The sequence below is a fragment of the Nocardioides pocheonensis genome (assembly GCF_003725535.1).
Lineage (GTDB): Bacteria > Actinomycetota > Actinomycetes > Propionibacteriales > Nocardioidaceae > Marmoricola > Marmoricola pocheonensis.
The window spans coordinates 315,138-329,656 of sequence record NZ_RJSF01000044.1; the positions used below are offsets into that span (position 1 = coordinate 315,138).

The 14,519-nt window shown below is 69.1% G+C and carries 13 protein-coding genes; 7 read left to right on the forward strand and 6 right to left on the reverse strand.

All coding sequences use genetic code 11. From position 1 onward, the window contains the following. The first annotated feature begins 177 nt into the window (after nt 1-177). The 7 genes from EFL26_RS18730 to EFL26_RS25020 all read left to right on the forward strand — a co-directional run bounded on the left by EFL26_RS18730 (nt 178) and on the right by EFL26_RS25020 (nt 7,965). On the forward strand, nt 178-993 hold the full coding sequence (locus EFL26_RS18730) for a carbohydrate ABC transporter permease (protein ID WP_246000270.1): 816 nt from the start codon (nt 178-180) through the stop codon (nt 991-993). Nucleotides 994-998: 5 nt separating this feature from the next. Beyond that, the gene (locus tag EFL26_RS18735) at nt 999-1,928 is read left to right on the forward strand and encodes a carbohydrate ABC transporter permease (protein WP_123224410.1); all 930 of its coding nucleotides are present in this window, start codon (nt 999-1,001) and stop codon (nt 1,926-1,928) included. Nucleotides 1,929-1,968: 40 nt separating this feature from the next. Further along, nucleotides 1,969-3,651: a glycoside hydrolase family 13 protein gene (locus EFL26_RS18740; RefSeq protein ID WP_183408259.1), complete on the forward strand. Its 1,683-nt coding sequence runs from the start codon at nt 1,969-1,971 to the stop codon at nt 3,649-3,651. Nucleotides 3,652-3,838: 187 nt separating this feature from the next. After that, complete coding sequence (locus tag EFL26_RS18745; RefSeq protein ID WP_123224581.1) at nt 3,839-4,012, forward strand: LacI family DNA-binding transcriptional regulator; 174 nt, start codon at nt 3,839-3,841, stop codon at nt 4,010-4,012. A 215-nt stretch (nt 4,013-4,227) separates the two neighbouring features. Continuing rightward, nucleotides 4,228-6,531, forward strand: a complete 2,304-nt coding sequence (locus tag EFL26_RS18750) for an exo-beta-d-1,3/1,6-glucosidase (protein ID WP_123224412.1) — start codon at nt 4,228-4,230, stop codon at nt 6,529-6,531. Nucleotides 6,532-6,590: 59 nt separating this feature from the next. Next, nucleotides 6,591-7,571 (forward strand): glucokinase, encoded by a 981-nt coding sequence (gene glk / locus EFL26_RS18755; RefSeq protein ID WP_123224413.1) that lies wholly within the window; start codon nt 6,591-6,593, stop codon nt 7,569-7,571. 253 nt (nt 7,572-7,824) lie between these two features. Beyond that, on the forward strand, nt 7,825-7,965 hold the full coding sequence (locus EFL26_RS25020; protein WP_123224414.1) for a transposase: 141 nt from the start codon (nt 7,825-7,827) through the stop codon (nt 7,963-7,965). A 409-nt stretch (nt 7,966-8,374) separates the two neighbouring features. On the opposite strand, the gene EFL26_RS18765 is transcribed toward EFL26_RS25020, so the two are convergent. From EFL26_RS18765 to EFL26_RS18790, 6 genes are read right to left on the reverse strand one after another with little or no spacing between them, the layout of a single operon-like run. Further along, on the reverse strand, nt 8,375-9,352 hold the full coding sequence (locus EFL26_RS18765; RefSeq protein WP_246000271.1) for a cyclase family protein: 978 nt from the start codon (nt 9,350-9,352) through the stop codon (nt 8,375-8,377). Then, on the reverse strand, nt 9,349-10,527 hold the full coding sequence (locus EFL26_RS18770; RefSeq protein WP_123224415.1) for an alpha/beta hydrolase family protein: 1,179 nt from the start codon (nt 10,525-10,527) through the stop codon (nt 9,349-9,351). The genes EFL26_RS18765 and EFL26_RS18770 overlap by 4 nt, the downstream gene beginning before the upstream one ends. 34 nt (nt 10,528-10,561) lie before the next feature. Beyond that, nucleotides 10,562-11,311 (reverse strand): SDR family NAD(P)-dependent oxidoreductase, encoded by a 750-nt coding sequence (locus EFL26_RS18775; RefSeq protein WP_123224416.1) that lies wholly within the window; start codon nt 11,309-11,311, stop codon nt 10,562-10,564. Next, nucleotides 11,308-12,291: a fumarylacetoacetate hydrolase family protein gene (locus tag EFL26_RS18780; RefSeq protein WP_123224417.1), complete on the reverse strand. Its 984-nt coding sequence runs from the start codon at nt 12,289-12,291 to the stop codon at nt 11,308-11,310. Before EFL26_RS18780 ends, EFL26_RS18775 begins: the two co-directional genes overlap by 4 nt. A gap of 7 nt (nt 12,292-12,298) precedes the next feature. Continuing rightward, nucleotides 12,299-13,279: a VOC family protein gene (locus tag EFL26_RS18785; RefSeq protein ID WP_123224418.1), complete on the reverse strand. Its 981-nt coding sequence runs from the start codon at nt 13,277-13,279 to the stop codon at nt 12,299-12,301. 26 nt (nt 13,280-13,305) lie between these two features. After that, on the reverse strand, nt 13,306-14,436 hold the full coding sequence (locus EFL26_RS18790) for an FAD-dependent monooxygenase (protein ID WP_123224419.1): 1,131 nt from the start codon (nt 14,434-14,436) through the stop codon (nt 13,306-13,308). Nucleotides 14,437-14,519: the final 83 nt, after the last annotated feature.

Genomic DNA, 14,519 nt, shown 5'->3' on the forward strand with positions numbered 1-14,519 from the left:
ACCACTCCGGTGAGCGGTCCCCGTCCTTCCCTCTCCAGCCATCCGTCACGAAGGACAGCCATGACCACCACTGCCACGATCGCTCGCGGAGCCGGCCGAGTCTCTCCACTGTCCCGGCAGGCGCGGAAGGGCTACCTGCGTTACCTGCTCCCGGGCGCCGTCGGGTTCCTCGCCGTCGTGTTCGTGCCGTTCCTGATGAACATCGGCATCAGCTTCACGAACTGGTCCGGCGTTGGCAGTCCGACGTTTGTCGGCCTCGAGAACTACCGGCGTCTCATGCGCGACCACTTCTTCTGGTCCGCTTTCGAGCACAGCATCTGGTTCATCGTGGCGATGGCAATCGTGCCGACTGTCTTGGGCCTCTTCCTGGCCGCGGTCCTGTTCGACTACATCGAGCCCCGCTTCGGGCAGCGCGTCTCCAGTGTTCTGCGCGCCGGCTTCTACCTGCCGCAGGTTTTGCCGGTCGCTGTCGCGGGCGTTGTCTGGGGATGGATTCTCAACCCGTACGGCGCGATCAATGCGGCTCTGCAGCAGCTCGGGATCGACGATCCGCCGAACTGGCTCGGTGACTCTCGCTGGGCCCTGCCGTCGGTCATGTTGGTCCTGGTGTGGATGCAGCTGGGGTACGGACTGGTCATCTTCATGGCAGGGATGGCCCGCATCGATCCGCAATACCACGAAGCCGCGGAGCTCGACGGCGCCTCCTGGTTCGCTCGATTCAGACACGTCACGGTTCCCCACCTGCGACCGGAGGTCTTCGTCGTGCTGCTCACCACGGCGATCGCCGCCTTGAAGGTGTTCGGGCCGGTGTACGTGCTGACCAAGGGCGGTCCCGGCAACGCGACGAATGTCCCGTCCTACTACTCCTACTCGAACTTCTTCGGCTCCCTGCAGGTCGGCTACGGCGCTGCCGTCGCGACGATCCTGACCCTCGTCGTGATCGCCATGGCCATCGTGTTCATCCGGATCCAGTCCAAGAACGAAGGGGTGTAGCAGCCATGACGCTCACCAAGGAGGCGCGCACCGTCACCATCGGCAGTCCACGCGTAGGGCGCAGAGCGCGTACTGGCTCGAGCCCCAAGCGCGCGGGCAGCGGCTCGCGCCATCGCCGCGGAGCGACCCGTTGGGTCACCCTGGGACTGCTCGCACTCGCCGCCGTCCTCGCACTGTTTCCGTTCATCCTGGCCGCCGTCAACGCGGTCAAAACGGCTGGCGACTATGCCGCACACGGTCCGCTGGCGATGCCCCACTCGTTCGACCTCAATGGCATCAAGACCTTCTGGCAGAACGTCGACTACACGAACAAGCTCACCAACAGCATCATCATCAGCGGCTCGGTCGCCGTCGTCGGGACGCTGATCAGCTTGTTCAATGCCTACGCGCTGGGCATCGGGAAGGTCAGGGCACGACGATCACTCCTGCTGCTGCTGCTCCTTGCCACGACGGTTCCACAAGAAGCGCTCATCTACCCGCTGTACTACATGGCGAACAACACGGGCCTGTACAACACCAAGCTCGTCGTCATCATCATCAGCTCCGTGATGTCGAGCGCGTTCGGCACCTACCTGATCGCCTCCACGCTTTCTGAGTTCCCCCGGGGGGTCTTGGAGGCGGCCCGGATCGACGGAGCGAACCGCTGGCAGGTCCTGCGCATGATCGTTGTGCCGATCATCTGGCCCACCCTGACGGTCCTCATGACGTTCTTCTTCATCTGGACCTGGAACGACTTCTTCCTTCCGCTGATCATGCTGCCCTCGAATGACAACCAGACGGTCTCCGTAGCCATGGGCAGCCTTCAGGGGCAGTACACGAGCTCGCCCACAGGCCTGGCCGCAGCGTCGTTGATGGGTCTCCTCCCCGCGGTCGCGTTCTTCCTGATCTTCCAGCGAACGTTGACGCGAGGAGCCGTGGCCGGCGCCGTCAAGTGATCGCTTCAACCTCCCTCGAATACCAGAAAGGCACCACAACGTGGCCCAGCCCACACCAGCCCACACCTCTCTTCACGACCAAGACCCGGACGCCTGGTGGCGCACGGCGGCGGTGTACCAGGTCTACATCCGCTCGTTCGCGGATGGGGATGGTGATGGGATCGGCGACATCGCGGGATTGCGTGCCCGGCTGCCCTATCTGGCTGAACTCGGCGTGGACGCGCTCTGGATCAACCCGTGGTACCCGTCGCCTCAGGCGGATGCGGGTTACGACGTCGCCGACTACCGCGGCATTGAACCGACGTACGGGACCCTTGCCGAGGCGGAGGCCCTGATCGACGAGGCGCATGCAGCGAACCTGCGGGTGATCCTCGACATCGTTCCCAACCACACGTCTTCCGCACACCGCTGGTTCCAGACGGCGCTTGCGGGTGATCAGGCCGCCCGGGCGCGGTACATCTTCAGGCCAGGCCGCGGCGAGCGCGGCGAGTTTCCTCCCAACGACTGGCACAGCCAGTTCGGCGGGCCCGCATGGACCCGGGTGTCCGATTCATACGGAACCCCAGGCGAGTGGTACCTGCACCTGTTCGCACCCGATCAGCCAGATCTCAACTGGGAGAACGGAGAGGTTCGCGACGAGTTCGAGGACGTCCTCCGGTTCTGGTTCGACCGAGGCGTCGACGGATTCCGCATCGATGTGGCACACGGGCTGAGCAAGACCCCAGGACTCCCGGACGCCGGCCTCCGCGATCGCGGTGCCCTCGACACAGCGGCGCATCCGGCCTGGGACCACGACGACGTGCACGAGATCTATCGCAGCTGGCGCAAGATCGCGGACTCATACGCTCCGCCGCGAATCTTCGTCGCCGAGTCATGGGTGCCCACGAGCGAACGTCTGGCCCGGTACCTGCGTCCCGACGAGCTGCACCTCGCCTTCCAGTTCGACTTCCTGCAGGCACCTTTCCGCGCGGACCACCTGCGCGCGATCGCCGATGAGGCCATGAATGCCGTCGCCGACGTCAGCGCTCCCAGCACCTGGGTGCTGTCCAACCACGACGTCGTCCGGCACGTGACCCGCTATGCCCGAACCCAACCCGACCACCTCGTCGACAGGGTCTGGGAGCAACAGCGGTGGGCGACAGAGACACCCGACCTGGAGCTCGGGGTGCGCCGGGCCCGCGCGGCTCTCATGATGGTGCTCGCACTTCCCGGCAGCGCGTACCTGTACCAGGGCGAGGAACTGGGACTTCCCGAAGTTGAGCACATCCCAAGCGACCGACGGCAGGATCCCGTCTTTGAGCAATCGGGCAGGGCGCTCCCTGGGCGCGACGGCTGTCGCGTTCCGCTGCCGTGGGTGGGTTCCGCGCCCTCCTACGGGTTCAGCGCAGCAGATGCGGCGGCCGAGCCTTGGCTTCCCCAACCGGGCGACTGGGGACCTCTCACGGTGGCAGCCCAGGACCAGGACCCCGCCTCGACCTTGGGGCTGTATCGGGAGTGCCTGCGCCTACGCCGACAGGTCCTGCTGAGCAAGCCCTTCGCGTGGGTTGACTCCCCGAAGGAAACGCTGGCGTTCCGTCGGGGCGACGTCGAGTGCTGGCTCAACAGCGGTGCCGAGGTCGTACGGCTGCCGGCCGGGAACGTCCTCCTGAGATCCACGCCGGAGGGCGAAGACGGCGTGTTGCCCCCGAACTCGGCGGCGTGGGTGATGACGGTTGTCCCGTGACGGGGTCGCTCACGAACAGTCCCGAGCATGTGCCGGAGGCGCCGCTCGGGCAGACGCCGACGCTCAAACACCGGCAGGGCGTTGCTTGGTATCCGACCCTCAGGAGGATCAGATGAGGCACGAATCACGATGGGGCCCGGACCGTTTGATCGCATCGACCGGCTCTCTTCGAATGGCTCCGGTCACGATGAAGGACGTCGCGGCCGCGGCCGGCGTCAGCATCAAGACTGTTTCTCGCGTCGTCAACGGTGAGGACCAGGTGAGTCCCGGAACCAGGCAGGTTGTCGAGGACGCGGTCCTGCGCCTTGGGTATGTGAGGAATGAACACGCAGCCGCTCTCCGGCGCACGGTGGACCGGTAGGCATGGCCGTTGTTGATCACCGCGGACCGCACCGTGCGACCGCTGCCGTTGGAGACGGGGGTGTTCTCGTCCCCCGGCTGCTGAGACACCACCCCGCGCGGGACCACGAGAGCGCCGAGCTCGGACCGGGCCGGTGACGATGTTCACGATGGAGGCGCGCGCGGGTCCCGGCGTAGCGGCACCACGACCAGGACGATGTGAACCTCAGGAGAAGCATGCACCTCAACGCCCCGACGACCGTCGATGCGTCGGTCTACCTCGACCCGGCTGCGGCGGTGGACGAGCGTGTCGAGGACCTGCTCGCACGGATGACTCTGCCGGAGAAGGTGGGTCAGATGCTGCAGCTGGACGCCAGGCAGGACCTGGTCGACACCGTGCAGACTCGACTGGCCGGCTCGGTCATCCACGCCTCCCCGACACGCATCGGGGAGGCGATGGAGCTGGCCCGCGGCACTCGGCTCGGCATCCCGCTGCTGTTCGCCGACGACTGCATCCACGGTCACTCGTTCTGGCCAGGGGCGACGATCTTTCCCACACAGCTGGGGATGGCATGCTGCTGGGACCCCGCGCTGCTCGAGCAGATGGCCCGGGTCACTGCGGTCGAAGTCGCCGCAACGGGCATCGTCTGGACGCTTTCGCCGGTGCTGTGCATCACCCGCGACCTGCGGTGGGGTCGGGTCGACGAGACGTTCGGAGAAGACCCGTTCCTCATCGGCGAGCTCGGCGCAGCGATGATCCGCGGATATCAGGGCTACGGCCTGACCGACCCGACCGCCATCTTGGCCTGTGCCAAGCACTTCGCGGGCTATTCCGAGACCCAGGGTGGGCGAGACGCGAGCGAGGCCGACCTGAGCCCGCGCAAGCTGCGCTCGTGGTTCCTGCCGCCCTTCGAGCGAGCCGTCGAGGCCGGGGCCAGGACGTTCATGCTCGGCTATCAGTCGATTGACGGGGTCCCGGTCACGGCGAACCGCTGGCTTCTGAGCGACGTGCTCAAGCGGGAGTGGGGCTTCACGGGCACGCTCACCACCGACTGGGACAACGTCGGGCGCATGGTGTGGGAGCAGCAGGTATGCGCAGACGACGTCGAGGCGGCATCCGTCGCCGTCCGGGCAGGCAACGACTTCGTCATGAGCACTCCCACCTTCTTCGAAGGCGCCCTCGAGGCCGTGCGCCGCGGGCAGCTCGACGAAGAGGAAATCGACGAAGCGGTGCGCCGCATCTTGCGGCTGAAGTTCGAGCTGGGCCTGTTCGAGAACCCGCGGGCCCCGGATCCTGAGCGGCAACGGGAGGTGATCGGGTGCGCCGAGCACGCTGACCTGAACCTCGCGGTGGCGCGCCGGTCCCTGGTGCTGCTGCGCAACGAGGGTGTGCTGCCGCTCGAAGGCGGACTGAGCTCGGGTGGTCAGGGTCGCGCCATTGCGCGCGGGGCGGCCCGCACCGTGGCGGTGATCGGTCCCAACGGAGACGATCCCCAGGCCATGCTGGGCGACTGGGCCGGGGCGTCGGGCCAGACCGACTGGATGCCCGAGGGACACCCGCGCGGGTCCGTTGAGACCGTGCTCGACGGCTTCCGCGCCGTCGTGCCCACCGACTGGTCTGTTGCTCACGCGCGAGGGTGCGAGATCGAGGTCCTCGTTCCCGATCCCGCCGGCCCATTTCTCCCCGATGGCCAGCCCCGGCCGCCGATCTTCAGCCCTGCTCCCGTCGACCAGGACCTGCTGCAGCAGGCGGTCGCGGCGGCCCGGAACGCTGACTACGCCGTCGTGGTGGTCGGCGACACCATCGCGTTGACCGGTGAGTCGTGCTCGACCGCCACCCTCGACCTGCAGGGCGGCCAGATCGCACTGCTGGACGCGGTCGCCGCCACCGGGACGCCCATGATCGTGGTGCTCGTCCAGTCCAAGCCCAGCACGCTGCCGACCTCTGCTCTCCAGGCTGCGGCGATCGTCGAGGCGTTCAACCCCGGCATGCGCGGTGGGCGCGCAATCGCGGAGCTCGTCCTCGGGCTCATCGAGCCCAGCGGTCGGTTGCCGATCTCGTTCGCGCGTCACGTCGGCCAGCAACCGGTCTACTACAACCAGGTTCGTGGTCAGCACGGCGACCGCTATGCCGACCTCACCCAGGATCCTCTCTTCGCGTTCGGAGAAGGACTGAGTTACACCACCGTCAGCTACGACCAGTTGATCCTCCACACGGAGATCGTCTCGGCTGCTGGCGTCATCGAGGCGACGGCCGTGCTCACCAACACTGGGGGCCGCCCCGCCCTGGAAACCGTGCAGGCCTACATCAGTGACCTGACCACGAGCGTCACCTGGGCCGAGCAGGAGCTGAAGGGATACACCCAGGTGGAGCTACCTCCGGGGGAGACCCGAGAGGTGCCCCTCGCCATACCCGCTACGCGGTGCTCGCTGGTCGATGCCGCAGGCCGTCGCGTTGTCGAACCCGGTGCCTTCGAGCTCCGGGTCGGCCCGAGCTCACGGCGCCGCACCCACCTCGTCGCCGAGTTCCAGATCTCATGACCGGCCTCAGCTGGGCTGGTCGCTCGACCCGGTTCGACCCGTGAACAGCGAGGCCCACGATGACCCGTCCTTCCACGCCCCTGGGGCTCGTCGCCGACATCGGTGGCACGAACGCTCGCTTCGCGCTCGCGGATCCGCGGACCAGGCTGCTGTCTCAGGAACTCACGTTGCCGACCAGCTCGGCGCGAAGGTTTGTCGAGCTTGTCGAGGACTATCTCGCCAAGGTCGGCGCCGACTCGGTCGATGCTGCGTGCTTCGCGATCGCCGGTCCGGTCAGCGGCGACCGCTGCACGCTGACCAACGCCGAGCTCGACTTCTCCATCGAGGAGACGAAGCGTGACCTCGGACTGAGCACGCTGCTCGTGGTCAATGACTTCGCCGCCGCTGCCCGGTCGATCCCTGAGCTGGGTCCGCAGGACCTGTTCCAGGTCGGAGAGGTTCGCCTCGACCTCGCGCGTGGTGCGGTCGCCGTCGGCCCCGGCACCGGGCTCGGTGTGGCGACCATCCTCCCGGATCACACGGGGTGGCGCGTCCAGCCCGGTGAAGGCGGACACGTGGCACTGGCGTGCCTCCACGAGGACGAGCTGGAGGTCGTCCGTGCGCTGCGCAAGAGCTGGGGCTATGCCAGTGCCGAAATGGTGCTCTCGGGACCGGGCCTGGTCCGCCTTTACGGGGCGCTCGCCGAGGCGCACGGCACCAGCGCAGTCGCTGACGTGCGGCCCGACGAGATCGTCGAACGCGCGCTGTCGAGCACGGATTACACGTGCGTGGCGACTCTTGGGATGTTCTGTGAGCTGCTCGCCACGGTCGCCGCGAATGCTGCTCTCACGACGGGGGCGACCGGTGGTGTGTTCCTGGCCGGGGGGATCGTCAAGAGGTTCCCCGAATTCCTGGCCCAGAGTGGCTTCCGTGAACGCTTCACCTGGCACCCTCACGCGGGCACGTACCTCGATCAGATCGCCACGGTGATCGTTATGGCCCCGGAACCGGGACTCACCGGAGCTCTCCAAATCCTCGCCGATCACGAGCCCGCACGATGAAATGGATCCTCGCCAGGCAGGACGCCGAGGCAGCGGACTCCGCGGCTTCCAGCCTGGTCCTCGTCCGTGGCAGTGTCGTTGGCCGCGCCGTCAACAGCGAGCAGATGCGCAGAGTGGGGGTCTGCGCGATGCGCCGACTGTGCGGCCCCCGAATTTCGGTCCGGTTCTTGTGAGAATCCATCCACCAGGGAGAGGACTGGTGTGAGTTCCTGATGGCTGCAGCGAAGAGGTCGAGCCCGGAGCAGATCGTGGCGTGGTCGGTGATGCGGAGAAGCTGCAGCTCCAGCGGTCGACGGTCCCTCAGGGTGCAAGAAGACTTGGGGTCAGCGAGCAGACGTTCTACCGATGGCGCGCCAAGTACGGCGGGTTGAAGGCGGACGAGGGGTCCGGCTGAAGAGGCTTGGAGCAGGAGTACGCGCGGCGGTTCACGGTGCAGGCTAGGGTGGCCGCACCAGCAACCGGATTGGCTCAACGCAATATCGGCTGGTGCACCCCTGGGGTGCACGCCCCCGAGGTAACGGGAGGCAACCGGAGGCAACGGGAGCTCGGTTTCACGCTCGGGCCGGCGGTTCGCGCGTGATCGAGCGTGGTGGTCCTACGGTTCAACTCCCCCCTCGCGCACGTGAGTGGCTGGCCCCGGGTCTTCGGATCCGGGGCTTCGTCCATTCCGCAGGCGTCGGTGGTTCGAAGCGCCCAGCAGGCTTCCTCGAGCCCCGGCCACGCTGCCGAGGGCGACGTCTGCGCATGGGTCTTCAGACCTGGATCGCAGCGCCCGGCGACGTGAAGTCTCGACGTAGGGCGTGTCAGCGCACGGCGACCGGGTTGACCGGCGCACCGACGGCGCCGGTGATCTTGAGGGGCGCGGCGGTGAGCAAGAAGTCGTGGTTGCCGTCGGCGGCGCAGGCCCCGGCGAGCGCATCCGGGTCCCACATCTCGCCGATGAAGAGGCCGATGTGGGGGATCACCACCTGGTGGAGTGGCTGGAACGCGTCGTCGAACTCGTTCGGCCGAACCTCGAACCCCCACGTGTCCGTCGCGATCGCGGCGATCTCCGTGCGGTGCAGCCAGTCGACCGTGGTGAAGGACAGGCCGGGCGCGGAGCCTCCGGCGTACTCGCCCCAGCCCTCGCGTCGCGCGCGGGTGAGCTGGCCGGTCCGGACGACGACGATGTCGCCGCGACCCACGGCTGACGTGGGCCCCTGGGCGGCGATCGTTGCCTCCAGGTGCTCCTCGGTGATGGCGAAGCCGTCCGGGAGCTCACCGTCCTCGCCGAACGTCCTGCCGACGTCGAGCAGGACGCCGCGGCCGGCGATCCGGTCGGCCACCGTCTCGATGCCGGTCACTGCGTCCCCGAGACTGGTGACCACCTGCTCGGCGGGGCGGCCGTTCCAGGCGCGCCCGTGGTCGAAGATGTGGCCGAGACCGTCCCACTGCGTCGAGCACTGCAACGGCATCGCGATCACGTCGTCAGCCCCGCCGATGCCGTGCGGGAAGCCTTGGACACCGGCGGCCGCATCACACCCGGTGTCGAGCATCGTGTGCACCGGGTTGGTGCGCCGGCGCCAGCCTCTCTGCGGTCCGTCCATGTCGAAGGACTGCGACAGCGAGTACGACGCACCGGTCCGCACCAGCGCCGCTGCCTCGCGCCGCTTGGCGTCGTCGAGGAGGTTCATCGTCCCGAGCACGTCGTCCGGCCCCCAGCGACCCCAGTTCGACACGCGGGCCGCTGCCTTCGCGATCGCGCCCTCCGGGTCGGTCCGGTCCAGGTCCTCCGGCCTCACGAGGTCGCCTCGTCGAGCTCGGCGAAGGTGTCGGCCACCCAGTCGGCGATGTGGTCCCTGACGTGCGGGAGGTGGTCGAGCCCGATGTGCTCCGTGGCGCCCTCGTCGGGGGTGAAGACCCGCAGCTCACGCTTCGGGCTGCGCACCGCCTGGTCGTAGGAGCGGTGCGCGTACTCGAGCGGGATCTGCCGGTCGTTCTGCCCGTGCACGACCAGGAACGGCACGGTGATCTGCTCCACCACCCCGTCGAGGTGCACCTGCTCGGCCTTCGCGATGAAGGCGTCGACGTCGCTCTCCCCCCAGACCCACAGCACGTGGTCCCAGTAGTGCGGGACGGGGTTCTCCCCCTCGCGCTCGAGCCGGCGCTTCTGCACCGCGCCCCAGTCGTGGTTCGCACCCCAGGCCACGCACAGCGCGAGTCGCTTCTCGAACGCCGCCGCGCGGGGGGCGTAGTAGCCACCGAGCGACCAGCCCGCCAGCCCGATCCGGTCGCGGCGTACGTCGGCGCGGGTCTCCAGCCAGTCGACGCAGGCCGCGGCCCACACCTCGGTGTCGACCCGGGCGGTCAGCCCCCGCAGCCGCAGCGCCTCGCCGCTGCCGGGGCAGTCGACCATGAGCGTGGAGATGCCACGGGCGGCCATCTCCCGGTGGAAGCCGGAGCCGATCATCATCTCCTTGGTCGAGTCCAGCCCGTTCCACAGGATCATCACCGGCGTCGGCTCGCCGTCGACGGAGGCGTTGCAGAAGTACGCCGGCAGCGCGGTCTCCACGTCACCCTCGCGGTAGGGAACCTCGACCTTGGTGGTGGTCGGGTCGCTCAGCTCCAGCGACCGCACCAGCAGGTCGACGCTGCGCTGGTACTCGACGTTGCGGCCGGCGTCCGTCGCGCTCTGCATCCGCTCCGCCTGCGAGACGTGGACCGAGGCCCGGAAGTACTTCTGCGCGGCCGTGCGGAGGTGACGCGCCTTCTCCGCCTCCGCGGCCTGCTCCTCGAGCTGGTCGGCGACCCGCCGCCACGCCGCCATGAACTCCTTCGTGCCGACGTCGGAGCCCTGCGCGGCGAGCTCCCGCAGCGGGCGGCAGGCCCGGTCGACCTCGTCGATCATGCCTCCGCTGTTGAGCGTCGCGACGACGCCCAGGTTCCAGACGTAGTTGCCGGGGAAGTACTCGAACATGGTGATCCTTCGGTGGGGTGCGGTGGCGGGCTGCTCAGGTGGCCGGAGCGAGCGGCGGGCCGTCGGGCCGGAGGGCGTCGGAGACGGTCTTGGCGCCCGCGTGCGAGGAGGCCCCTCCGTCGACGGGCAGGTCGACTCCGCTGACGAAGGACGCGGCGTCGCTCAGCAGGAAGCACACGACGGCGGCCACCTCCTCGGGCAGGCCGACCCGACCGAGCGGGGCGGCGGCGATCGAGGCCTCGCGGAAGACTTCCGGCGCGGTCGCGGTCATGGCGGTGTCGATGAAGCCGGGGTGGACGGCGTTCACGCGGATGCCCCTCGGTCCCAGCTCCAGGGCGGCGGCCCGGGTGAGCCCGCGCAGCGACCACTTGCTGGCGGTGTACGCGACCGGGTAGTGCCCCTGGAAGGCGGCGAGCGACCCGATGTTGACGACGGAGGCACCCGCGGGCATCAGCGGCGTCAGCGCCTGGATGCCCAGCAACGGACCGAGCACGTTGACCGCGTGCGTGTCGAGGAATGCCTCAGGGGTGACGTCGCCGACCCGCGCGCGCCACGTCGTCCCCGCGCAGTTGACCAGGCCGTGCACGCCGTCGCCGGCGAGCGCGCTGGCCAGCGCCGCCCACTGCGCGGGTTCACGCACGTCCAGGGACCGCACGTCACCGGAGGCGATGCGGTCGACGGCGACCACCCGGGCGCCGGCCACTCGCGCGGCGTCGACCACCGCGGCTCCGATCCCGGACGCAGCCCCGGTGACGACGACGGTGCGCCCGGCCAGGCTGCTCATCGCAGCACCTGCCGCGCAACCGCTGCGTCCCGGCGCCGGACGGCGGGGATCGTCGGCGCGGGGGCCGCGGTGGCGACCCGGTTGCTGAGGGAGCCGATGCCCTCGACCGTCAGAGTCACCAGATCTCCGTCTTGCAGCGCGGGTGGGTCCTGGGACCCGTTGCGGCCCCAGAGCTCGGCGAGGCAGCCGCCGTTGCCGACCGTCCCCGAGCCGAGCACGTCGCCGCACTCGACCCAGCTGTCCCTGGACGCGTACGCGATCATCGCCTCGAAGGTCCACCCCGCGTTGGCGAGCAGGTCACGGCCGACCACGACGCCGTTGACCTCCGCGGTGCACCAGAGGTCGAGGAAGCCGTCGGCGTCCCGCTGCGGCTCGAGCTCGTCGGCGGTGACGATCCACGGGCCGAGCGTGGTGGCGAAGTCCTTGCCCTTCGCCGGGCCCAGCCGGACCTGCATCTCGCGCGACTGCAGGTCCCGCGCAGACCAGTCGTTCATGATCGTGTAGCCGAAGACATGGTCGCGCGCCGCCTCGACGCTCAGCGACGTGCCAGGCGCGCCGACGACGACCGCGACCTCGAGCTCGAAGTCCCGCGCCCGGCACGCAGCGGGAAACGGGACGTCGACGTCCGGACCCAGGATCGTGTGCGGGTTGGTGAAGTAGAACGCCGGCGCGTCGTACCAGGCGTCCGGGACGCCCGCGTTGCCGTCGACGCTGCGCCGGACGCCGTCCACGTGCTCCTCGAAGGCGACGAAGTCGCGCACCGACGCCGGCTGCAGCGGCGCGAGCAGACGGACCGAGGACAGCGGTCGGGCCAGCTCCCGCCTGCGCGCGGCCTCGGCGAGGCGGGCGGCGGCGTCGATCCCGATCGCCACCACCTCGCGCATCGAGATCCCTTCGGGGAAGGCGAGCACGGTGTCGTTCACGACCACGCCGACGCGCGGCGCAGCGAGGCCGGCCGCGGCGAAGGTGGCGAGTCTCATCGGTGGCTCACACCGGTGGTGCGACGAAGACGCCGCGGTCGGGGTCGTTGAAGGACTGCTTGGCGACGAACTCGTTCATCGGGTTCGCGGTGCCCCACTGGTCGGTCACCTCGGGGTCGGAGAAGTCGTAGAGGTGCGGGTGCCAGGTGTCCTCGTCGAGCTCCTCGAGCTCGGTCGTGTACTCGATGGTGTTGCCGTGGGGGTCGAGGAAGTAGGTGAAGGTGTTGTTGCCCGCCAGGTGCCGGCCGGGCCCCCACACCTTCTCCACCCCGGCCCGCATCAACCGCCCACTGCCGCGCATGTACTCGTCGATGCCGCGCATCTCGAAGGAGGCGTGGTGCAGCGACACGTGCGGGCACCGCGCGATCGCGAGGCTGTGGTGCGCCGGGTTGGTCCGCATGAACCACATCACCTCGCCCATGTGGGGCGACCACAGGGTGTCGGAGAGAGCGAAGCTGAGGTGCTGCTCGTAGAACGCGACGGTGGCCTCGGGGTTCGGCGCATTGATGACGACGTGCGAGAGCTTGACCGGAATCGACTCCCCCTCCTCGATCCGGCGGTGTTGCCGCACGGCAACGTCCGAGGAGATCTCCACGGTCCGGCCGTCGTTGTCGAAGAACCGGAAGCCGTAGCCGCCGCCGGGGGTCTGCAGCGTGTCCGGCTCCGCGACCAGCCGTATGCCGGCCGAGGACAGCCGCTGCGCCATCGCGTCGACATCGCCCGCGGTGGCGGCACCGAACGAGATCAGGTCGAGCCGCTTCTCGTCGGCCCGGCGCAGCCGCACGGAGTACTGCTCCGGCGATCCCTCGGCGGCGAGGAAGGCGATGCCCTCGTCGGTGACCTCCGGCGACAGCCCCCACATCTCGGTGTAGAAGTGCAGCTGCTTGTCGTAGTCGGGCACCGCGAGGTCGACGTGGCGCAGGTGGGTGATCAGTCGCTCCCCGCGCTCGTTCACCGGGGCGTTGACGGGGCTGTTGTCAGTGGTCATGAGCGTTCCTCGGTCGCAGGGTCTGGTCAGGCGGGGTCGGCGAGCAGGTGCGTGATCCGGCCCATCAGGCCCGGCACGTCTCCCTGGACACGGTCGAGGAGCCACTGGCCGAGCTGGACCGAGGCCTCGACGACCGTCTTCGCACGCGGCAGCCGCCGCTCGGTGAAGGCGCTCCACACCGCGTCGGTCAGCTCGTCGTGCGCCAGCAGCACCTCGGCGAGCACCGCGGCGTCCTCGAGCGCCTGCGCCGCACCTTGGGCCAGGGTCGGAGGGCAGGTGTGCGCGGCATCGCCGATCAGGACGACCCGGCCCCGGTGCCAGGGGCCGTCGAGGACGTGGGTCTCGAACCGGGTGTAGTTGACCCGCGACGGGTCGGTCATCCGCTCGCGGATCTCGTCCCACGGACCGTGGTAGGCCGCGGCCAGGCCCCGCATGACGTCGAGCGACTCCTCGGGGGAGAGCTGGCTGCGGTCCTGGACGTCCTCGACCAGGTAGGCGTACAGCGAGTCCGGGCCGGTCGGGCAGTAGCCGGCGATGTAGCACGGCCCGCCGTAGTAGAGGTCGGTGCGCGTCACCGAATCAGGCCGCGAGGCGAAGACCCGCCAGATCCCCATACCGGTGCTCTGCGGCTCGAGATTGATGCCGAGCTGGTGCCGCGTCCAGGACCGGATGCCGTCGGCGCCGACGACGAGGTCGTACCGCGCCGTCGACCCGTCGGCGAAGGTCACGTCGACCCCGGCGTCGTCCTGGGCCAGCGCCGTGCACGTCGTCGCGAACCTGACCTTGGCCCCCGCCCTGGAGGCACGGTCGACCAGGATGGCCGCCAGGTCGGGTCGGTACATGCCGAGCGTCGCGGGCAGGTCCGCGCCGCCGGTGCGGATCTCGGTGAGCTCGACGAGCAACGTTGCTGCCGGGTCCGGCGCGCGCAGGCCGAGGGTGTCGAACGCGTAGCCGCGGCCGGCGACCTCGTCCCACACGCCGAGCCGGCGGAGCACCCGCAGCGCGTTGCCCTGCAGGGTGATGCCGGAGCCGAGCGCGCTGACGTCCGGCTTGACGTCGACGAGGTCGACCGAGACCCCGGCCTCGGCGAGGAAGGTGGCGGTCGCACAGCCGGCGGCGCCGGCGCCGACGACGAGCACGGATCGGACTGCGGGCACGACAGGCTCCTGGTGAGGTGGCGGGCTGACCGTCGTACGACGGAACGAGCGAACGACGGGGTGACGGGCACCACTGTGCGAGC